General features: G+C 65.2%; 21 protein-coding genes. 12 read left to right on the top strand and 9 right to left on the bottom strand.

Annotated features, from left to right (window positions below; translation table 11 throughout):
• Positions 1-252: 252 nt before the first annotated feature.
• The 4 genes from argE to B2U07_RS13670 form a co-directional block, all read right to left on the bottom strand.
• Entirely contained in the window at positions 253-1,410 is a 1,158-nt protein-coding gene (gene argE, locus B2U07_RS13685; RefSeq protein WP_275547733.1) for an acetylornithine deacetylase, read from the bottom strand.
• Between the two features lie 100 nt (positions 1,411-1,510).
• Entirely contained in the window at positions 1,511-2,185 is a 675-nt protein-coding gene (locus tag B2U07_RS13680; RefSeq protein WP_275547734.1) for a DUF1028 domain-containing protein, read from the bottom strand.
• An 11-nt stretch (positions 2,186-2,196) separates the two neighbouring features.
• Positions 2,197-2,628 (bottom strand): RidA family protein, encoded by a 432-nt coding sequence (locus tag B2U07_RS13675; protein ID WP_197858603.1) that lies wholly within the window; start codon positions 2,626-2,628, stop codon positions 2,197-2,199.
• Complete coding sequence (locus B2U07_RS13670; protein WP_275547735.1) at positions 2,628-3,989, bottom strand: flavin-containing monooxygenase; 1,362 nt, start codon at positions 3,987-3,989, stop codon at positions 2,628-2,630. The genes B2U07_RS13675 and B2U07_RS13670 overlap by 1 nt, the downstream gene beginning before the upstream one ends.
• Positions 3,990-4,273: 284 nt before the next feature.
• Here B2U07_RS13670 and modA point away from each other — a divergent pair, with 284 nt between their 5' ends.
• The 3 genes from modA (at position 4,274) to modC (ending at position 7,058) form a co-directional block, all read left to right on the top strand.
• A complete protein-coding gene (modA, locus tag B2U07_RS13665; RefSeq protein WP_275547736.1) occupies positions 4,274-5,026 on the top strand; it encodes a molybdate ABC transporter substrate-binding protein in 753 nt (250 codons plus the stop codon).
• Between the two features lie 227 nt (positions 5,027-5,253).
• Positions 5,254-5,934, top strand: a complete 681-nt coding sequence (gene modB, locus B2U07_RS13660) for a molybdate ABC transporter permease subunit (protein WP_181563196.1) — start codon at positions 5,254-5,256, stop codon at positions 5,932-5,934.
• The gene (gene modC, locus B2U07_RS13655; protein ID WP_275547751.1) at positions 5,934-7,058 is read left to right on the top strand and encodes a molybdenum ABC transporter ATP-binding protein; all 1,125 of its coding nucleotides are present in this window, start codon (positions 5,934-5,936) and stop codon (positions 7,056-7,058) included. Before modB ends, modC begins: the two co-directional genes overlap by 1 nt.
• Positions 7,059-7,190: 132 nt before the next feature.
• On the opposite strand, the gene B2U07_RS13650 is transcribed toward modC, so the two are convergent.
• Positions 7,191-8,015: a sigma 54-interacting transcriptional regulator gene (locus tag B2U07_RS13650; protein WP_275547737.1), complete on the bottom strand. Its 825-nt coding sequence runs from the start codon at positions 8,013-8,015 to the stop codon at positions 7,191-7,193.
• Positions 8,016-8,199: 184 nt separating this feature from the next.
• Positions 8,200-8,781, bottom strand: coding sequence for an RBBP9/YdeN family alpha/beta hydrolase (locus B2U07_RS13645; RefSeq protein WP_275547738.1), 582 nt, complete (start codon positions 8,779-8,781; stop codon positions 8,200-8,202).
• 243 nt (positions 8,782-9,024) lie between these two features.
• Here B2U07_RS13645 and oscA point away from each other — a divergent pair, with 243 nt between their 5' ends.
• From oscA to B2U07_RS13620, 5 genes are all read left to right on the top strand, one after another.
• Complete coding sequence (gene oscA / locus B2U07_RS13640) at positions 9,025-9,204, top strand: sulfur starvation response protein OscA (protein ID WP_197858597.1); 180 nt, start codon at positions 9,025-9,027, stop codon at positions 9,202-9,204.
• Between the two features lie 88 nt (positions 9,205-9,292).
• Positions 9,293-10,294: a sulfate ABC transporter substrate-binding protein gene (locus tag B2U07_RS13635; RefSeq protein ID WP_275547739.1), complete on the top strand. Its 1,002-nt coding sequence runs from the start codon at positions 9,293-9,295 to the stop codon at positions 10,292-10,294.
• A gap of 98 nt (positions 10,295-10,392) precedes the next feature.
• Entirely contained in the window at positions 10,393-11,205 is an 813-nt protein-coding gene (cysT, locus tag B2U07_RS13630; protein ID WP_275547740.1) for a sulfate ABC transporter permease subunit CysT, read from the top strand.
• 10 nt (positions 11,206-11,215) lie between these two features.
• Positions 11,216-12,082, top strand: coding sequence for a sulfate ABC transporter permease subunit CysW (gene cysW / locus B2U07_RS13625; protein ID WP_275547741.1), 867 nt, complete (start codon positions 11,216-11,218; stop codon positions 12,080-12,082).
• 41 nt (positions 12,083-12,123) lie between these two features.
• Entirely contained in the window at positions 12,124-13,116 is a 993-nt protein-coding gene (locus B2U07_RS13620; RefSeq protein WP_275547742.1) for a sulfate/molybdate ABC transporter ATP-binding protein, read from the top strand.
• 146 nt (positions 13,117-13,262) lie between these two features.
• Here the strand turns inward: B2U07_RS13620 and B2U07_RS13615 are convergent, their stop codons facing one another.
• Positions 13,263-13,955, bottom strand: coding sequence for an ArsR/SmtB family transcription factor (locus tag B2U07_RS13615; RefSeq protein ID WP_275547743.1), 693 nt, complete (start codon positions 13,953-13,955; stop codon positions 13,263-13,265).
• 85 nt (positions 13,956-14,040) lie between these two features.
• Here B2U07_RS13615 and B2U07_RS13610 point away from each other — a divergent pair, with 85 nt between their 5' ends.
• On the top strand, positions 14,041-14,400 hold the full coding sequence (locus tag B2U07_RS13610) for an antibiotic biosynthesis monooxygenase family protein (RefSeq protein ID WP_275547744.1): 360 nt from the start codon (positions 14,041-14,043) through the stop codon (positions 14,398-14,400).
• The gene (locus B2U07_RS13605) at positions 14,397-15,134 is read left to right on the top strand and encodes a sulfite exporter TauE/SafE family protein (RefSeq protein WP_275547745.1); all 738 of its coding nucleotides are present in this window, start codon (positions 14,397-14,399) and stop codon (positions 15,132-15,134) included. Before B2U07_RS13610 ends, B2U07_RS13605 begins: the two co-directional genes overlap by 4 nt.
• Before the next feature lie 7 nt (positions 15,135-15,141).
• Here the strand turns inward: B2U07_RS13605 and B2U07_RS13600 are convergent, their stop codons facing one another.
• Complete coding sequence (locus B2U07_RS13600) at positions 15,142-15,543, bottom strand: hypothetical protein (protein ID WP_296277140.1); 402 nt, start codon at positions 15,541-15,543, stop codon at positions 15,142-15,144.
• Between the two features lie 122 nt (positions 15,544-15,665).
• Here B2U07_RS13600 and B2U07_RS13595 point away from each other — a divergent pair, with 122 nt between their 5' ends.
• Both B2U07_RS13595 and B2U07_RS13590 read left to right on the top strand, forming a co-directional pair.
• On the top strand, positions 15,666-16,454 hold the full coding sequence (locus B2U07_RS13595) for a helix-turn-helix domain-containing protein (RefSeq protein WP_296277139.1): 789 nt from the start codon (positions 15,666-15,668) through the stop codon (positions 16,452-16,454).
• 130 nt (positions 16,455-16,584) lie between these two features.
• On the top strand, positions 16,585-17,331 hold the full coding sequence (locus B2U07_RS13590; RefSeq protein ID WP_296277138.1) for a hypothetical protein: 747 nt from the start codon (positions 16,585-16,587) through the stop codon (positions 17,329-17,331).
• An 80-nt stretch (positions 17,332-17,411) separates the two neighbouring features.
• On the opposite strand, the gene B2U07_RS13585 is transcribed toward B2U07_RS13590, so the two are convergent.
• Positions 17,412-17,936 (bottom strand): DUF962 domain-containing protein, encoded by a 525-nt coding sequence (locus B2U07_RS13585; protein ID WP_197858586.1) that lies wholly within the window; start codon positions 17,934-17,936, stop codon positions 17,412-17,414.
• Positions 17,937-17,938 lie beyond the last annotated feature (2 nt).

Genomic DNA, 17,938 nt, shown 5'->3' with positions numbered 1-17,938 from the left:
CGACGTTTACGGCAGTTCGCCCAACCTGGAGACCCTGATGTTCCAAGAGGCATCCCGAATTGCCCACGCCTATTAGGTAGGAGCGAGCTCTGCTCGCGAACGCACGGGATCGAGGCAGGCCAGAGCTTCGCGAGCAGAGCTCGCTGCTACAGCGGCTTTGCGGCGCTGGCGAACTCCGATCCGGGGCAGCACCTTGTTCGAAGAGGGGCCGCAAGCGACTGCGCTCGTAACAAAGCGCCCCCACAGCCCTTCTCAGCGCTCCGCCTGCATCCACTGCGCCAGGCGTGCCAGCATGGCATCGCAGCGCTCGAGCTGTTCCAGGCTGACGAATTCGTCCGGCTTGTGTCCCTGCTCCATGCTGCCGGGGCCGCAGACCACGGTGGCCACACCGGCCGCGTCGAACAGCCCACCTTCGGTGCCGAAGGCCACGGTGGTGAAGTCCTCACGCCCAACGATCGTTGCCAGTAACTGCGCCGCATCGCTGGCCGGATCGGTAAGCAGTCCAGGGTAGCTGGACAGTTCACTGAAACGGATATCGCTGGCAGCGCTGACCGCGCGCATACGTGGCAGCAGTTCGTGCTCCGCGTAGTCACGCAATTCGGCGGCGACCTGCTGCGGATCATCGGCCGGCAACGCGCGCATTTCGAAATCGAAGCGGCATTCGGCGGGGACGATATTCAACGCCCGGCCGCCCTGGATCATCCCGGTCTGCACCGTCGAGTAGGGTGGATCGAAGCGCTCGTCATGGCGCTCCGGCGCGGCCAGGCGTGTGCCGAGTTCGCCGAGACGGCCGATCAGCTTCGCCGCGTATTCGATGGCATTGACGCCCTGCGGCGCGTAGGCCGAATGGCAGGCCGCGCCATGCACCTCGCAGCGCATGGCCAGCTTGCCCTTGTGGCCCAGCACCGGCCGCATTTCCGTCGGCTCGCCGATCAGGCAGATAGCCGGGCGCTCGGGGCTGGCGCGCAGGCGCTCGACCAGGCTGCGCACGCCGAGGCAACCCACTTCTTCGTCATAGGAAATGGCGATATGCAGGGGCAGACGCAGTGGCTGTTCGAGAAAGGCCGCCACAGCCGCCAGTACGCAGGCGATGAAGCCCTTCATGTCGGCAGCACCACGACCATAGAGGCGTCCTTCACGCTCGCTCATGGCGAATGGCGGCACCGTCCAGGCCTGACCGTCGACCGGCACCACGTCGCTGTGACCGGACAACATCACCCCGCCCGATCCGCTCGGGCCGATGCGCGCATGCAGGTTGGCCTTGCTACCGTCGTCATTGAACAGCAACTCGCTGTCGATACCAAAGCCGGCGAGGTAGTCGCGCACGTACTCGATCAATGCCAGATTGGACAGGCGGCTGGTGGTGTCGAAGGCAATCAGGTCGGCGAGCAGGTCGCGGCTGGTGGGCATGAGCGGTTACCGTGAAAGATTGATCGATGAACCGTGGGAGGCGCTTTAGCGGCGACAACTCCCAGGTCGCGGCTAAAGCCCCTCCCATACGTCGCTGTGCCTACTCGTCACCCGGCACGCCGTAGCTCGGCGCGGCGGTCGGATCAAGCGCACGGGTGATGTAGTCGTGCAGTTGCGGCTCGTAGGCACGCCAGAGTTTGTCCAGCTCGCCGATGGGATCGTGCTCGGCCCAGTCCACGCGCAGGTCGACCACCGGCCAGACCAGATCGCCGACCACCGACATCGCTGCCGAATGCACCGGCCCGGCCTCACCCCCAGCGGCCATGGCCGCGTGCATGGCGGCCAGCAGGCGATCCGGCAGACCGCCAGCGGCCTGCACGAAGGCCTCGACCATGGCATCGATCACCGTCGTGCTCGACAGCAGATTACCTGCCGCGACACATTGCTCGCCCGCCCGGGCGCTGTGGATGCCGAGCGCTTCGCTGCCGGAAAACTGCGCGCTGGCGCCGTGGCTGTCGATCACCGTCACCTGACGGTACTGGCCGTAGCCATTGCTGCCCAGGGCCTTGTCCAGCGCGGCTTGGGGATCGAGGCCGGCTTCCAGCAGGTCGAGGATCTGCGGGCCGAGTGCCGGCAGGGTGATGTTCTGCGTCGACACCGCACCCACCCCGGCGCGCAGCCAGGGGCAACGCGCGCCGACGGCGATGCTGGAGGAGCTGATGGCGATGCCGAGCTGGCCGGTTTCCGGACAACGTCCGACGATGGAGAAAGTCATGCGCGTGCTCCTCAGGCTTGCGGGGCTTGCCAGTCGTCCGGAATGACGGCGATCACGTCGATCTCCATCAGCCACTGCGGCTGGCCCAGGGCCGATACCACCAGGCCGGTGGAGATCGGGAACACACCCTTGAGCCACTTGCCGACCTCGCGATACACCGGCTCACGGTAGCGCGGGTCGATGATGTAGGTGGTGGTCTTGACGATGTGCGAGAGGTCGCTGCCGGCCTCTTCGAGCAGCTGCTTGACGTTCTTCATCGCCTGCTCGGCCTGCGCCGCCGGGTCGCCAAGGCCGATCAACTTGCCGTCGAAATCGGTGCCGACCTGGCCACGCACGTAAACCGTATTGCCGGCGCGCACGGCCTGGCACAGGTCGTTGTCCAGCGACTGGTTGGGGTAGGTGTCCTTGGTATTGAACATGCGAATGCGAGTATGCGTGGGCATCAGCGAGCTCCCGTCAGGCTGGTTTTCGCAGGGGTGGCCTCGATGGCCTGAGTGTCACGGTCAGCGGCCGCGCGGTAAGCGCTGTACTTGCGCTGGATGGCGATGTGATCGGCGACATGCCGGGCGTCGTGCCACACGCCCCAGATGAAGGTGGAGCCGCGTCGCGACAGCCATGGCAGGCCGATGAAGTAAACGCCCGGCTCGCTGGAGACGCCGCGCTGGTGCTGCGGTTTGCCGGCATCATCGAAGGCATCGACCTGCAGCCAGCTGAAATCCGTGGCGTAGCCGGTGGCCCAGATGATCGAGGTGACGCCGGCTTCGGCCAGGTTCAGCTGCAGCAGCGGATCGCTGACGCAGGCCGGCTCGGCAAAGCGTTTGCGCGCTTCGGGCTCCTCGGGCAGGTCGAGGCCATTGCGGGTGATGTAGGCATCGGCCGCGTCGAGCAGCGACAGGTAGTTCTCGTCGCCACGGGCCAGGTTCTCGGCCAGGTTGTCCTGGAAGCTGGCAACGCCGTTTTCGAAGGAGCGGGTCAGACCAACCAGAGTGATGCCCTGTCCGGCCAGCTCACGAAAGTCGATGGTGCGACCGCCGTGGGCGCCGCTTACGGCGATGGTCACGTGTTCCTTGCCCGGCTCGACGCTCTCGAGATCCCACAGGCCAAGCACACCGAGCCACCAGACGAAGTCGCGACCGCGGTAGGCGCGCGGCGGCCGGTCATGCGCCCCTACGGACAGGTAGACCCGACGCCCGGCGCGGTTCAGCTCGTCAGCGATCTGCACGCCGGAGGAGCCGGCACCTACCACCAGCACCGCACCTTCCGGCAGTTGCTGCGGGTTGCGGTACTTCGCCGAGTGAATCTGCAGCAGCGACTCGTCCTGCGGCGCGATGGCCGGAATGACCGGACGCTGGAACGGCCCGGTGGCCGCCACCACGCGATTGGCCTGAATCACACCTTCGGACGTTTCCACGGTGAAGCCGGGGCGGTCGGCGTTGCGCACCACCTTCTTCACCTCGACGCCGGTGCGAATTGGCGCGTCGATCATCCTGGCGTAGGCCTCGAAGTAATCGGCAACCTGATCCTTGTGGGCGAAGTCATCGGGCCCCAGATCGGGAAATTCCATCCCCGGAAAACGGTCATGCCAGACCGGACCGTTGGTAACCAGCGAGTCCCAGCGCACCGTACGCCAGGCTTCGGCGATGCGGTTCTTTTCCAGCACCAGGTGCGGTACGCCCTGCTTGCCCAGGTGCTCGCTCATGGCGACGCCAGCCTGGCCAGCACCAACGACCAGGGTATCGATTTCGAGAATTGCGGGGGCCCGACCAGCGGGCGTGGGAAAGGCGGTCTGCTTCAGGTCGGTCATGGTTGCCTGCTCTGATTCTGCTCGTGACTGATCCGCCGCGGCGGTTCGTTGAGGGCATTCTGTTCAGAGCGGGGCATTAGCGAAATTATGTTTTTTGTAGTCGCTGGCAAGGTAAAAACTGCCTGAGGCACTGACGGTGCAGGCAGGAGCGGACATGCACGAAGATCGGGCACGGCGACACGCTTCGATCGCACGCTATATACAAAACAACATAACGATGTAGGATTGCCGCATTCGCCATTCCGCCAAGACCGATTGCGTCGCCAGAACAGCAAGGAATCCTCATGCTCAAGCCGCTCAAGCACAGCCTGCTCGCCCTGACCCTGGTATTCGCCAGCGGCGCCATCGCCGACGAAGTCAAGGTTGCGGTGGCCGCCAACTTCACCGCGCCGATCCAGGTCCTCGCGCCTGAGTTCGAGAAGGCCACCGGGCATAAGCTGGTGGCTTCCTTCGGCGCTACCGGGCAGTTCTACGCGCAGATCAACAACGGCGCGCCGTTCGATGTATTCCTCAGCGCCGACGACACCACGCCGGCCAAGCTGGAGGGCGAAGGCGCGAGCGTGCCGGGCTCGCGCTTCACCTACGCCATCGGCAGCCTGGTGCTGTGGTCGGCCGACGCCAGCTACCTCGACGGCACGGACGCCGCGCTGAAAGCCGGGCAGTTCAAGCACCTGTCCATCGCCAATCCGAAGGCCGCGCCCTATGGCTTGGCCGCGACCCAGGTGCTGGACAAGCTGGGCCTGGGCGAAGCGGTGAAAGCCAAGCTGGTCGAGGGCCAGAACATCACCCAGGCGCACCAGTTCGTCTCCACCGGCAATGCCGAACTGGGCTTCGTCGCGTTGTCGCAGGTGTACAAGGACGGCAAGCTCAGCAGCGGTTCTGCGTGGATCGTTCCTGGCGAGCTGCACGAGCCGATCAGGCAGGACGCGGTGATCCTCAACAAGGGCGCCGACAACCCCGCCGCTGCTGCGCTGGTGGAATTTCTCAAGGGCCCGCAGGCCGCCAGGATCATCGAGGCCTACGGCTACAACCAGTGATGCCTGCAGCGATCGCGCTCGATGGTTCGGATCATTCGCGGACAAGTCCGCTCCCACAAGTTGCAGCTGTTGTGGGAGCGGACTTGTCCGCGAGCTTTCTGCTATCGAGCGTCTTGGCAGGCCTGCCTGTAATGCCACTATGCTGGGCTCTTTCCCTGCAGAAGATCAGGCAAACCGCGTAGCCCGGCTGCAGCCCGGGCTCTGTCTGCCATCATCGGAATCCACCCATGCCGCTGTCGAAGAATGACCTCGACGCCATCCTCCTGACCCTGGAGCTGGCCTCGCTGACCACCGTGCTGCTGCTGATCATCGGCACGCCTATCGCGCTGTGGCTGACCCGTACCGACTCCTGGCTGAAACGTCCGGTCGGGGCCGTGGTGGCGCTGCCGCTGGTACTGCCGCCGACGGTGATCGGCTTCTACCTGCTGGTGAGCATGGGCCCCAACGGTTTCTTCGGTCAGCTGACGCAAAGCCTCGGCCTGGGCACCTTTACCTTCAGCTTCACCGGCCTGGTGATCGGTTCGATTTTCTATTCCCTGCCCTTCGTCGTGCAGCCCTTGCAGAACGCCTTCGAGGCCATTGGCCGCGGCCCGCTGGAGGCCGCCGCAACCTTGCGCGCCAACCCCTGGGATACGTTCTTCAGCGTCGTACTGCCGCTGGCGCGCCCGGGGTTCGTCACCGCCGCGATCCTGGCCTTTGCCCATACGGTCGGTGAGTTCGGCGTGGTGCTGATGATCGGCGGCAATATCCCCGGCAAGACCCAGGTGGTGTCGGTGCAGATCTACAACCATGTGGAAACCATGAACTACGCCCAGGCACATTGGTTGGCCGGCGGCATGGTGGCATTCTCCTTCATCGTTCTGTTGGCGCTATACGGCGGCCGCAGCACCAGGGTGAGGGCTCTGTGATGTTCGGATTCGGCAAGGCCAAGGCGCCTGTCGTCAGTGACGACGGGCGTATCCGCGCGCGCTTTCTGGTGCAGCGCGCCGAGTTTCGCCTGGATGTGAATCTCGACCTGCCGGCGCGGGGCGTCAGCGCATTGTTCGGGCATTCCGGTTCGGGCAAGACCAGTTGTCTGCGCTGCTTCGCCGGGCTGGATCGTCCACAGCAGGGTTATCTGCAAGTGGCCGGCGAACTCTGGCAGGACAGCGAGCGCGGCTTCTTCCTCCCCGCCCACCAGCGCGCCATCGGCTACGTGTTTCAGGATGCCAACCTGTTCCCGCACCTGAGCGTGCGCGGCAATCTGGAGTACGGGCAGAAACGCATCCCCGCCGCGCAGCGCAGGGTGGCGCTGGATCAGGCGCTGGAGTTGCTGGGCATCGGTCATCTGCTCGAGCGCAAGCCGTCGGCGCTGTCCGGTGGCGAACGCCAGCGCGTCGGCATTGCCCGCGCGCTGGTGACCAGCCCGCGCCTGCTGCTGATGGACGAGCCGCTGGCCTCGCTCGATCTCAAGCGCAAGCAGGAGGTGCTGCCCTATCTGCAGCGCCTGCACGAAGAGCTGGACATCCCCGTGCTCTACGTCAGCCATGCGCCGGACGAAGTGGCGCGCCTGGCCGATCATCTGGTGCTGCTCGACGAAGGCCAGGTGCGCGCCAGCGGCCCGCTCAAGGAAACCCTGCTACGCGCCGACCTGCCCTTCGCCAGCGATGACGATGCCGAGGCGGTGATCGACGGCGAGGTCTGCGGCCATGCTGCCGCCTACGACCTGCTGCAACTGCGCCTGCCCGGCAGCGAGGCGCGCCTGCGCCTGCCTCACGCGGTATTGCCCAACGGCCATCCGGTGCGGGTGAAGATCAAGGCGCGCGACGTCAGCCTCAGCCTGCAACGCGCCGAGGGCAGCAGCCTACTCAACCTGCTGCCGGCGACGGTGGAGAGCTGGCAGGCACTCGACGCGCAGATGCTGTTGACCCTGCGCCTGGGCGAACAGCGCCTGCTGGCGCGGATCACCCGTTACTCCTTCGATCAGTTGGGCATTCATGCCGGCCAGGCGCTCTGGGCGCAGATCAAGTCGGTGTCGCTACTGGCGCCGTAGCTATCTGATAGCTAGGCAAAACCCGAACGGACGCAGAGCGTCCCGAGGGCATTTCCGCGCGGAGCGTGAGGAACGATCAGTCTCGCAGTACCGGGCAGCTCCAGTCCGTAGCCCGGATGCAATCCGGGGCGATTACACGCACCCTGGCAACTCCAGATGCTCCGGTCCGATTTCGTCATGGCCGGCCAGCAGCAGGGCAAAGTGAATGACGTTCTCCAGCTCGCGGGTATTGCCCGGCCAGCGATGGGACTCCAGTACAGCCTGCGCTGCCGGGCTGATCGGCGGGATGGCCAGGCCCAGGCGCGAGGCGTGGATGCCGAGGAAGTACTCGGCCAACGGCAGGATGTCGCCAACCCGCTGGCGCAGCGCCGGGAACAGCAGCTGGCCGTCGCACAGGTAGGCGTACAGGCGCTCGTCGAACGTGCCGGCTGCCACCGCGCGGGCCAGATCGATGCTAGTCGCCGCCACCAGGCGCACGTCCACCGGCAACGCCTGGCTGGCGCCGACGCGATATACCTCGCGAGTTTCCAGGGCGGCCAGCAGTTTGCTCTGCAAGGGCCGCGCGAGGTCGGCAATCTCATCGAGGTAGAGCGTGCCGCCATTGGCCGAACCAAACCAGCCGGCGCGGCTGCTGGCGGCCCCGACATGGGCGCCGCCGACATGCCCGAACAGCTCGGCCTCACCCCATTGCGGGCTGATCGCCGCGCAGCTCACCGCCACGAACAGGCCAGCGCGCTCGCTCTGACGATGGATATAGCGCGCCAGCAATTCCTTGCCGGTGCCGGTCTCGCCAAGGATCAGCAGCGGCTGGCCATTGCCCGCCAGCGCCTCGGCGCGCTCGCGCAATTGGCGCGAACGCGCATCGACGAATACCAGCGCCTTGGCCCGAATGCTCAGCGGGCTCTTGTCCGAATCGGCAAAGGTCAGGGGCGGTGGGAAGCCGGGTGGAAAACTCATGACGTGCAGCTCCTGAGCCGCACCTCATCAGCGCGGCCTGTATGCAAATAAATGGGCTGGAGCAATTCTCAACCGTGCTCCACAACGGCTCGAAGAGTGGCCGCCATGGCTGGCGGGCGATAAAAAAGAGCGGGCGGCTGCCTGGCCCGACCCCGCTCCGAAGGTGTTGGCCCGTTAAGGGCTTTCAGGCGCGCAAGCGCGCCTGCTGTTCGATGCGACTCTGCAGGCGATACAGATAGGCGAATCCCTGCTCCCAATGGCGGTGTCCGGACTTCACATTGATATGCCCGGCACCGGTCAGGATCGCCGCCTCGCTACCCCAGGCCCGCGCCAGCTCCAGCGCGCGCAGGGCGCTGGCCGCCGCGTCGTTGTCGGAGCCCACCAGCTGGCTGGGAAACGGCAGCAGATCACGCGGCATCGGCGCGAAATTGCGTAGCGGCTCGGGGCAACCCGGCCGCTCGACATCAGCCGGCGCCACCAGCAGCGCACCGCGCACCCGGCGCAGCAGCTCGACCGGCGCCTGTGCGGCCCAATGCGCCACCGTCACGCAGCCCAGGCTGTGGGCAATAAGGATCGCGGGCCGCGGATCGGCTGCCAGCGCCTGATTCAGCGCCGCGACCCAGTCTGCGCGCTGCGGATTGAGCCAGTCGCTCTGCTCGACGCGCACGGTACCCGGCAGGCTGCGTTGCCAGTGGCTTTGCCAGTGCGCTTCGGGTGAGCCCTGCCAGCCCGGCAGGATCAGATAACGGATTGCTTCGCTGGCCATGACGGCGCCTCCTTGAATCGAATGGCGCCAGTCTAGGCAGCTCGAATCAAATACAAAAAGAATAAGAATTTCTTTGCTTATTCCATTGACGTATCCATATCGCGCGGTTTTATATTTCCAAAAAGCATATAAATGTTCTGAAACAGTATTTTTAAGAATATTTCAGCCTCTCTACTATCCGCTCCACGCCAGCGTCGGCACTCGTTACGCCGCCGTGGCGACCTATTCACAAGGAGCCTGGAAATGACCGCGACGCTGAGAAACCTCGAAGGCCAGGATGAAGCCAGCATCCTGCGCGAGATCCAGACCGCACTGCATGGCCTGAAATTCGGTTCGGTGGAAATCACCGTACACAACGGCCAGGTGGTGCAGATCGAGCGCAAGGAAAAGATCCGCCTGCAACAACCGAACACCAAGAACTAACCATGCTGCAGCCCGACTGGACCACCAGAGGGCCACAACCCCAACGCCTCCGCCAACACAAGAACCTATCCAGTTTAGGAGCTGCACCATGTCCATTCGCCGTTTCGCCCTGGCCGCGCTGGCCAGCACCCTGATCGCCGGCCCGGCCATCGCCCAGCCTCTGCTCAACGTGTCCTACGACCCGACCCGCGAGCTGTACGTCGAGTACAACGCCGCCTTCAACAAATTCTGGCAAGCGCAAGGCAACCCGGCCGTCGCCATCCAGCAGTCCCACGGTGGCTCGGGCAAGCAGGCCCGCGCAGTGATCGATGGCCTGCGCGCCGACGTGGTGACTCTGGCACTGTCCGGCGACATCGACGCGCTGAATCTCAACCAGCAGCTGATCGATCCAAACTGGCAGGCACGCCTACCGGACAACAGCACGCCGTACACCTCGACCATCGTGTTCCTGGTACGCAAGGGCAACCCGAAAGGCATCAAGGACTGGGACGACCTGGTCAAGGACGGCGTGGAAGTCATCACCCCGAACCCGAAAACCTCCGGCGGCGCGCGCTGGAACTTCCTCGCCGCCTGGGCCTATGCCCGCGAGAAGTTCGGCAGCGAAGACAAGGCCCTGGAGTTCGTCACCGAGCTCTATCGCCACGCCCCGGTGCTGGATACCGGCGCGCGCGGCGCGACCATCAGCTTCGTCCAGCGTGGCCTGGGTGATGTGTTGCTGGCCTGGGAAAACGAAGCCTACCTGTCGCTGGCCGAAGAAGGCGGCGACCAGTTGGAGATCGTCACCCCGTCGCTGTCGATCCTCGCCGAGCCGCCGGTAGCGGTGGTCGATGCCAACGTCGAGCGCAAGGGCACCCGTGCCCTGGCCGAGGCCTACCTGGAGCACCTGTACAGCGAAGAAGGCCAGCGCATCGCCGCGAAGAACTTCTACCGCCCGCGCAACGAGAAAGTCGCCGCCGAGTTCAAGGACCAGTTCCAGGACCTCAAGCTGGTGACCATCGATAAGGACTTTGGTGGCTGGAAACAGGCCCAGCCGAAGTACTTCGACGACGGCGGCGTGTTCGACCAGATCTTCACCAAGATCAACCAGTAGGAGCGAATTCATTCGCGATTGCCTCGCGAGATTCGCCACTGGAGCCGCGCCTGCGGGGCGCGGCTCCCGATCGCTGTCTTTGGGTAAAAGGACACTCCATGTCTCGTCGAACTTCCCCGGTCATACCCGGCTTCGGGCTGACCCTGGGCTACACCATCACCTACCTGGCGTTGATCGTGCTGATTCCGCTGGGGGCGATGTTCCTCTTCTCGCTGCAGCTGACCGGCGAACAGTGGTGGGCATTGCTGAACAACCGCCAGCTGCAGTTCTCGCTGAAACTCTCGTTCGGCACCGCGCTGGCCGCCGCCCTGCTCAATGGCATTCTCGGCACCATCATCGCCTGGGTGCTGGTGCGCTACACCTTCCCCGGCCGGCGCATCATCGACGCCATGGTCGACATGCCGTTCGCCCTGCCCACGGCCGTGGCCGGCATCGCCCTGACCGCGCTGTATGCGCCAACCGGCCTGATCGGCTCGCTGTTCCCCTTCAAGATCGCCTACACCCCGCTGGGCATCACCCTGGCGCTGGTGTTCGTCACCCTGCCGTTCGTGGTGCGCACGTTGCAGCCGGTACTGGCCGACATCCCCAAGGAAGTCGAGGAAGCCGCCGCCTGCCTGGGCGCCAAGCCGCTGCAGGTGTTCCGCCATGTGCTGCTGCCGAGCCTGCTGCCGGCCTGGCTGACCGGCTTCGCCCTGGCCTTCGCCCGCGGCGTCGGCGAGTACGGCTCGGTGGTGTTCATCGCCGGCAATATCCCGCTGAAGACCGAGATCCTGCCGCTGCTGATCGTGTCCAAACTCGACCAGTACGACTACCCCGGCGCCACTGCCATCGGCGTGATCATGCTGGTGGTGTCGTTCCTCCTGCTGCTGCTGATCAACATCCTGCAGCGCCGCATCCAGCCGCAACTCTGAGGAGCCCGTCATGAGCCTTGCAACCCTTGGCCAGAGCGCGGCTGCGCGCCCGGCCAGCCGCTCCGTCGGCGCCATCGCCCTGATCGTCATCGCCTGGGCGGTGTTCGCCGCGATTCTCGTATTACCGCTGTACATGGTGGTGACCCAGGGCCTGAGCCGCGGCCTGGATTTCTTCTGGCAGGCGATCAGCGAGCCGGACGCCATCTCGGCGCTGAAGCTGACCCTGCTGGCGACCGCCATCTCGGTGCCGCTGAACCTGGTGTTCGGCGTCGCCGCGGCCTGGGCGGTGACCAAGTTCGAGTTCCGTGGCAAGAGCATCCTGATCACCCTGATCGACATGCCCTTCTCGGTGTCGCCGGTGGTCGCCGGCCTGATCTACGTGCTGCTGTTCGGCTCACAGAGTTTTCTCGCGCCGTACCTCGACTCGCAGAACCTGCAGATCGTCTATGCCGTGCCCGGCATCGTCCTGGCGACCATCTTCGTCACCTTCCCCTTCGTCGCCCGCGAGCTGATCCCGCTGATGGAGGAACAGGGCACCACCGAGGAAGAGGCCGCGCGCCTGCTCGGTGCCAACGGTTGGCAGATGTTCTGGCATGTCACGCTGCCTAACGTAAAATGGGCGCTGATCTACGGCGTGGTGCTGTGCACCGCCCGTGCGATGGGCGAATTCGGCGCAGTTTCGGTGGTTTCCGGGCATATCCGCGGTTACACCAACACCCTGCCGCTGCACATCGAGATTCTCTACAACGAGTACAACATCGTCGCTGCCTTCAGCGTGGCGATCCTGCTGCTCGTCATGGCCCTGGTGGTGCTGCTGCTTCGCCAATGGAGCGAAGCGCGTCTGAGCCGCCAGCTGCAAGCCAACCGAGAAGACTGACAGCCGTGAGGCACGGCCCACGGAACCACCAGGAATAAGCCATGAGTATCGAAGTCAAAGGCGTCAACAAGCAGTTCGGCCAGTTCAAGGCGCTGAACGAGATCAACCTGAGCATCCAGAGCGGCGAGCTGGTCGCCCTGCTCGGCCCGTCCGGCTGCGGCAAGACCACCCTGCTGCGTATCATCGCCGGCCTGGAAACCCCGGACAGCGGCAGCATCGGCTTCCACGGCGAGGACGTGTCCGAGCACGACGTACGTGATCGCAACGTCGGCTTCGTGTTCCAGCACTACGCGCTGTTCCGCCACATGACGGTGTTCGACAACGTTGCCTTCGGCCTGCGCATGAAGCCCAAGCGCGAGCGCCCGAGCGAAGAGGTGATCAAGCAGAAGGTGCACGAGCTGCTCAACCTGGTGCAGCTCGACTGGCTCGGCGACCGCTATCCGGAACAGCTCTCCGGCGGCCAGCGCCAGCGTATCGCCCTGGCCCGCGCCCTGGCGGTAGAACCGAAAGTGCTGCTGCTCGACGAACCCTTCGGCGCGCTGGATGCCAAGGTGCGCAAGGAGCTGCGCCGCTGGCTGGCGCGCCTGCACGAGGAAGTGCACCTGACCAGCGTATTCGTCACCCACGACCAGGAAGAAGCCATGGAAGTGGCCGACCGCATCGTGGTGATGAACAAGGGCGTGATCGAGCAGATCGGCACCCCGGCCGAGGTCTACGAGCATCCGGCCAACGACTTCGTCTACCACTTCCTCGGTGACGCCAACCGCCTCTACGTCGGCAACGATCACCACGTGCTGTTCCGCCCGCACGAGGTCGACCTGTCCAGCGAGCCAAGCCCGGAGCACAAGGCCGGTGAAGTACGTGATATCCGCCTGCTCGGCGCGATCACCCGCATCACGCTGAAAGTCGAAGGCCAGGACGAACTGATCGAGGCCGAGGTGGCCAAGGATCACGTCAGCCTGAACAACCTCGCCCGCGGCACCACCCTGTACTTCAAGCCCAAGGGCGGCAAGCCGGTCAGCGCCCAGGCGTAGCACTTCGTAGAATGGGCCGTGCGGTAGGACGTAGGGTGGGCGTAGGGTGGGCTTCAGCCCACCGAAACAGAGCTCAACCTTTATTGGTGGGCTAAAGCCCACCCTACGAATCTAAAGCGGATCGCCGCCCGGCCTACCCTACGAAGCTAAGGAGCCGCGATCGCCATGATCGCCCTGCGTCCCTGCGGCGACACCTGCAACGCACGCGACTCCTTGCTGCGCCGCAGCCAACCCTCGCCTTCGCACAGAGTCAGCAACGCCGCGCCCAGCGCACCGCCCAGGTGTGGCTTGCGCTCGCTCCAGTCCGGGCAGGCGCACAAACGCTGGCGGCGCTGACGGCCTACCTGCTGCAGATTGATACCCAGCGCCTGCAGCCCCTGCTCGCCGCTTGCGGTCAGCTTCAGCGCACCGCCCTCCTCGCTCAGCCAGTCGGCTGCACGCATGCGCGCGAATATGCCGACCGCCAGCTCGCCGGCCAGATGGTCATAGCAGGTGCGCGCCTCGCGCATGGGCTGCGGCGTGCCGCGCGAGCTTGGTATGGCGCGAGCTTGCCGGGGCTGTGCAGCCAGTGCAGCACTGGCCAGCGCCTCGACCAGTTGCCCGACTTCCGGCCCAGCCAGGCGGTAGTAACGATTGCGCCCATGCCGCTGCTGCGCCAGCAGGCCACCCTCCACCAGCTTGGCCAGGTGCGCACTGGTCGACGACGGCGACAGCCCCGCCAGCATGGCCAGCTCACCGGCCGGCCGCGCGCTGCCGTCCATCAGTGCCCAGACCATGGCAGCACGCCCGGCATCGGCGAGCAGGGCGGCGATCGAACTGAAACCCGGTGCGTATTCCATAATTCACCTCATGACGAAACATGGCGTGCAGCAAATGTGGATACTGGCAGGCAACTTCAGCCAGAGCCAGCCAGGGAGAAAGCCGATGCTCGCCGTGATCTTCGAAGTCGAGGCCAAGCCGGACCAACAGCAGGATTATCTCGACCTCGCCGCAGAGCTGCGCCCGCTGCTCACCGAACAGCCGGGTTTCATCTCCATCGAGCGCTTCCAGAGTCTGACCCAGCCGGGGAAGATCCTGTCGTTGTCGTTCTGGCAGGACGAAGCCTCGGTCCAGGCCTGGCGCCAGCGCGATGAACACCGACGCGCACAGACGGCAGGACGCGAGGAGGTTTTCGGTCACTATCGTCTGCGCGTGGCCCAGGTGCTGCGTGACTACGGCATGCACGAACGCGACGAGGCGCCTGCCGACAGCCGGGCGATCCACGAACAGGGGGCGGCGCGATGACCGACCATCTGCCGCTGATCCTCGTCACCTTTCTGCTCGCCGGCATGGTCAAGGGCGTGGTCGGCCTCGGTCTGCCGACCATAGCCGTCGGTCTGCTCGGCCTGGTGATGGCGCCACTGCATGCCGCTGCGCTGCTAATCATTCCGTCGATGGTGACCAACATCTGGCAACTGTGCGACGGCCGCAGCCCGCTGCCGATGGCGCGCCGCCTGTGGCCGATGCTGCTGGGCATCCTGTTCGGCACGCTGCTGGTCGCCGGCTTGCTGCAGAGCCTCGACCTGCCCGGCGCAACCCGCTGGCTGGGCGCAGCCCTGGTGCTCTACGCACTGCTCGGCCTGGCCAGGGTGCACTTTCGCGTGGAGCGGGCCAAGGAAGCGTGGTTAGGCCCGGTGATCGGCGCCATTACTGGTGCGATTACTGCGGTTACCGGCGTTTTCGTGATTCCCGCCGTACCCTACCTGCAGGCCATCGGCCTGGAGAAGGACGACCTGGTGCAAGCGCTGGGGCTGTCGTTCAGCGTCTCTACCCTGGCCCTGGCGGCAGCACTCGGTCACAGCGGTGAACTGCTGCAACCGGCGGTGCTCGGGCTGTCTGCCCTGGCCTTGCTGCCTGCCCTGCTGGGCATGGCAGCCGGCCAGTGGTTGCGCAAGCGCATCAGCGCGGAGCGCTTCAAGCGCTGGTTCTTCATCGGCCTGTTGCTACTCGGCGCCGAGCTGGCGTTGCGTGGCCTCTGAGCCGACCTCAGGCCACGGCAGCCTGCGAGTGCTTGAGGCCGAACCATTGCAGTTCGGCCAGCAACCCGACCGCCAAAGCCTGAGCAATGACGAAGGCATGGCCGAACAGGTTCGGCGACACCCAACCCACCACCAGCAACAGCAAGCTGTCGACCACCCAGACGACGTTGACCGCAATCACCGCCCAGATGGCCGTGCGGCTGATTTCTGCGCGGTTGGACAGCCACACCAGCATCGCCGCGAAGGGCAGCAGGGCACTGCCGGCGACCAGCAACAGCAGACGCGGCAATTCGAGAAAGGCGCCCAGCCAGCCTGCTGCCAGGACCAGCAGCAGGCCGGTGACGCCGCTGAGCAGACCATCGAGCATGAGGGCGTTGCGTAGCATCGGGGAAGGTTGCAGTACGTTCATGACGAATTCTCCGTAAGGGCACCGGGGTGGTGCCTGGCCTACAGATTTCGCCGAAACCATCAGGGCGTCGATTACCTGCCAGGTAATGGCTGACATGACCTGACTGCACTATCGTGCAGACCATGAACAGCCAATCCCAGACCGCCGGCGCCCTGTTGCGCCAATGGCGCCAGCGGCGCCGCCTGAGCCAGCTCGACCTCGCCTTCGAGGCCGAGATTTCCACGCGTCACCTGAGCTTCGTCGAGACCGGCCGCGCTCAGCCCAGCCGCGACATGCTGCTGCATCTGGCCGAGCAGTTGGACATTCCCCTGCGTGAGCGCAATCGCCTGCTCAGCGCAGCCGGCTTCGCCCCGCTGTACAGCCAGCATGATCTGACCGACCCGGCACTGGCCCCCGCGCGCCAGGCCATCGATCAATTGCTCAAGGCCCATGAGCCCTATCCGGCGCTGGCCATCGATCGGCAGTGGAACCTGCTGGCCGCCAACGCGGCGGCCACCGCCTTCCTCGCCGGCATGCCGGATTTCCTGCTCGGCCCGCCGCTCAACGTGATGCGCCTGTCGCTGCACCCCGAGGGCCTGGCCCCGCGCATCGCCAACCTGGCGCTGTGGCGCGCGCACCTGCTGATGCGCCTGCAGCGCGATGCGGAGATCAGCGGCGACGACGCCCTGTTCGCCCTACTCGATGAGCTGCGCGACTACCCGGCACCGGCGGAAGTCCCTGCGCCACCGAGCGACGCCGTGCTGGTGCCGCTGCAACTGCACAGCGAGCAGGGCGTGCTCAGCCTGATCAGCACCATCACGGTGTTCGGTACGCCGAATGACGTGACCCTCGCCGAACTGGCACTGGAAACCTTCTTCCCCGCCGACGCCTTCACCGCCGAGTACCTGAGCAATCTGATGAAAAGCCTCTGAACGGTGGCGATTTCCGACGAAATCACTCTTTCGGGTCATGCTCCGCTACGCTTGGCGCAGTAGTCTTGGCGCTGCGTCGTCGACGCTGCCAATGCATACCTGCTCAAAACAATAACAAGGAGCACCCCGGATGCGCTGTAAAGCACTGTTGCGCCATGCTTTTCTCTGGTCGCTCGGACTCTTCGTCGGGCTCTCGCCCCTGGCCTTCGCCGAAGCCGTCAGCCCGCAGGAACAGATTCAGATACATGCCAGCCGCGCCACCAGCAGCCTGATGCTGTTACGCGGCGAAGGTTTCCAGAAGACCCATCAGCAGCGCCTGGAAGCCGATCTGGCCGCTCTGGCCGGCGCCATGCAGAGCCTGCCGCAGGGCAGCGCCGAACTCACCAGCGCCCATCAGGCACTCGTTACCCAATTGCGCAACGGTGTTTCCTATGGCCCCGGTGACGAGAATGTCCCCTGGCGCTTCCCCGAAGACCTCAGCCGCGCCCTGCGCGACTTCCTCAGCGCGGCCCGCGCATTGCCCGGCGCCGAGGGCCAGAGCGAGCTGGCGGCGAAGGTCGAGTACCTCAGCGTGCAGTACCTCAGTCGCTCCTACCTGGGCACCTTCGAGATCGCCCGGGAACAACCCGGCACCTACCTCGGCCAGGACGAACGTCTGCTGTTGCCGGCGATCGACGGTGAATTGCAGGCGCTCGAGGAGCAAGCTGATCCGCAGGTGAGCAAGTTGCAGACGCGCTGGAGCTATCTACGCGCCGCACTGGCCGACATGAACAGCCAGAGCAATGCCCTGCAGAGCGTCTCCGGCCGCCCCTTCGCCCCGATCACCGTGGATCGCCATGCACGCTCGATGACGAGCCAGTGGATGGCGATGTACTAGAAAGGCTCGCGGCTGAAGCCCCTCCCACGGAATCTGTGGGAGGGGCTTCAGCCGCGACGAACAGAAGAAGCAGCACGCGCTCAGGCCAGCGCTTTCTTCTCGCGAATGCAGGTCGGCCCGGCGATTTCCACCACGGCATGCTCGACTTCCTTGCGCAGGCCGAGCAGAAAGGCCAGTTCAGCGACCACGAACAGCGGGCCGACGATCAGCCCCATGATGTCGTCGACGAACGCCGGCTTGCGGCCTTCGTAATAATGGCCAACGAACTGGATGACCCAGCCGACCACGAACAGGCCAAGCCCTGCCGCCAGCCACAGGCCGGTGCTCGCCACCGCCAGCTTGGCCGCGAGCCACAGGCTCAGTGCCAGCAACGCGCTCATGACCAGGCCGAAGCGGGCATCCAGGCGCAGGTAGAACCAGGCCGAAGCCAGCGCCACCAGCGTCGCCGGGGCCAGCCACAGGCCGGCCAGCTGGAAACCAGGGCGCGACAGCAGCACGGCGACGGCCAGCACGATCATCGGGATACCGATGAAATGGCTGGCGATGTTGCGTCGGTCGCGGTGGTAGGCGGCATACTGCGCCAGGTGATCGACGAGGGTTTTCATTG

The sequence above is a fragment of the Pseudomonas sp. UBA7530 genome (assembly GCF_002479365.1).
Lineage (GTDB): Bacteria > Pseudomonadota > Gammaproteobacteria > Pseudomonadales > Pseudomonadaceae > Aquipseudomonas.
This window is presented reverse-complemented; position numbering and strand designations above follow the sequence as displayed.

Excerpts from the sequence above, each read along its gene's own strand:
- argE (WP_275547733.1), bottom strand. The coding sequence starts at position 1,410 with ATGCCCACCAGCCGCGACCTGCTCGCCGACCTGATTGCCTTCGACACC.
- B2U07_RS13680 (WP_275547734.1), bottom strand. The coding sequence starts at position 2,185 with ATGACTTTCTCCATCGTCGGACGTTGTCCGGAAACCGGCCAGCTCGGC.
- B2U07_RS13675 (WP_197858603.1), bottom strand. The coding sequence starts at position 2,628 with ATGCCCACGCATACTCGCATTCGCATGTTCAATACCAAGGACACCTAC.
- B2U07_RS13670 (WP_275547735.1), bottom strand. The coding sequence starts at position 3,989 with ATGACCGACCTGAAGCAGACCGCCTTTCCCACGCCCGCTGGTCGGGCC.
- modA (WP_275547736.1), top strand. The coding sequence starts at position 4,274 with ATGCTCAAGCCGCTCAAGCACAGCCTGCTCGCCCTGACCCTGGTATTC.
- modB (WP_181563196.1), top strand. The coding sequence starts at position 5,254 with ATGCCGCTGTCGAAGAATGACCTCGACGCCATCCTCCTGACCCTGGAG.
- modC (WP_275547751.1), top strand. The coding sequence starts at position 5,934 with ATGTTCGGATTCGGCAAGGCCAAGGCGCCTGTCGTCAGTGACGACGGG.
- B2U07_RS13650 (WP_275547737.1), bottom strand. The coding sequence starts at position 8,015 with ATGAGTTTTCCACCCGGCTTCCCACCGCCCCTGACCTTTGCCGATTCG.
- B2U07_RS13645 (WP_275547738.1), bottom strand. The coding sequence starts at position 8,781 with ATGGCCAGCGAAGCAATCCGTTATCTGATCCTGCCGGGCTGGCAGGGC.
- oscA (WP_197858597.1), top strand. The coding sequence starts at position 9,025 with ATGACCGCGACGCTGAGAAACCTCGAAGGCCAGGATGAAGCCAGCATC.
- B2U07_RS13635 (WP_275547739.1), top strand. The coding sequence starts at position 9,293 with ATGTCCATTCGCCGTTTCGCCCTGGCCGCGCTGGCCAGCACCCTGATC.
- cysT (WP_275547740.1), top strand. The coding sequence starts at position 10,393 with ATGTCTCGTCGAACTTCCCCGGTCATACCCGGCTTCGGGCTGACCCTG.
- cysW (WP_275547741.1), top strand. The coding sequence starts at position 11,216 with ATGAGCCTTGCAACCCTTGGCCAGAGCGCGGCTGCGCGCCCGGCCAGC.
- B2U07_RS13620 (WP_275547742.1), top strand. The coding sequence starts at position 12,124 with ATGAGTATCGAAGTCAAAGGCGTCAACAAGCAGTTCGGCCAGTTCAAG.
- B2U07_RS13615 (WP_275547743.1), bottom strand. The coding sequence starts at position 13,955 with ATGGAATACGCACCGGGTTTCAGTTCGATCGCCGCCCTGCTCGCCGAT.
- B2U07_RS13610 (WP_275547744.1), top strand. The coding sequence starts at position 14,041 with ATGCTCGCCGTGATCTTCGAAGTCGAGGCCAAGCCGGACCAACAGCAG.
- B2U07_RS13605 (WP_275547745.1), top strand. The coding sequence starts at position 14,397 with ATGACCGACCATCTGCCGCTGATCCTCGTCACCTTTCTGCTCGCCGGC.
- B2U07_RS13600 (WP_296277140.1), bottom strand. The coding sequence starts at position 15,543 with ATGAACGTACTGCAACCTTCCCCGATGCTACGCAACGCCCTCATGCTC.
- B2U07_RS13595 (WP_296277139.1), top strand. The coding sequence starts at position 15,666 with ATGAACAGCCAATCCCAGACCGCCGGCGCCCTGTTGCGCCAATGGCGC.
- B2U07_RS13590 (WP_296277138.1), top strand. The coding sequence starts at position 16,585 with ATGCGCTGTAAAGCACTGTTGCGCCATGCTTTTCTCTGGTCGCTCGGA.
- B2U07_RS13585 (WP_197858586.1), bottom strand. The coding sequence starts at position 17,936 with ATGAAAACCCTCGTCGATCACCTGGCGCAGTATGCCGCCTACCACCGC.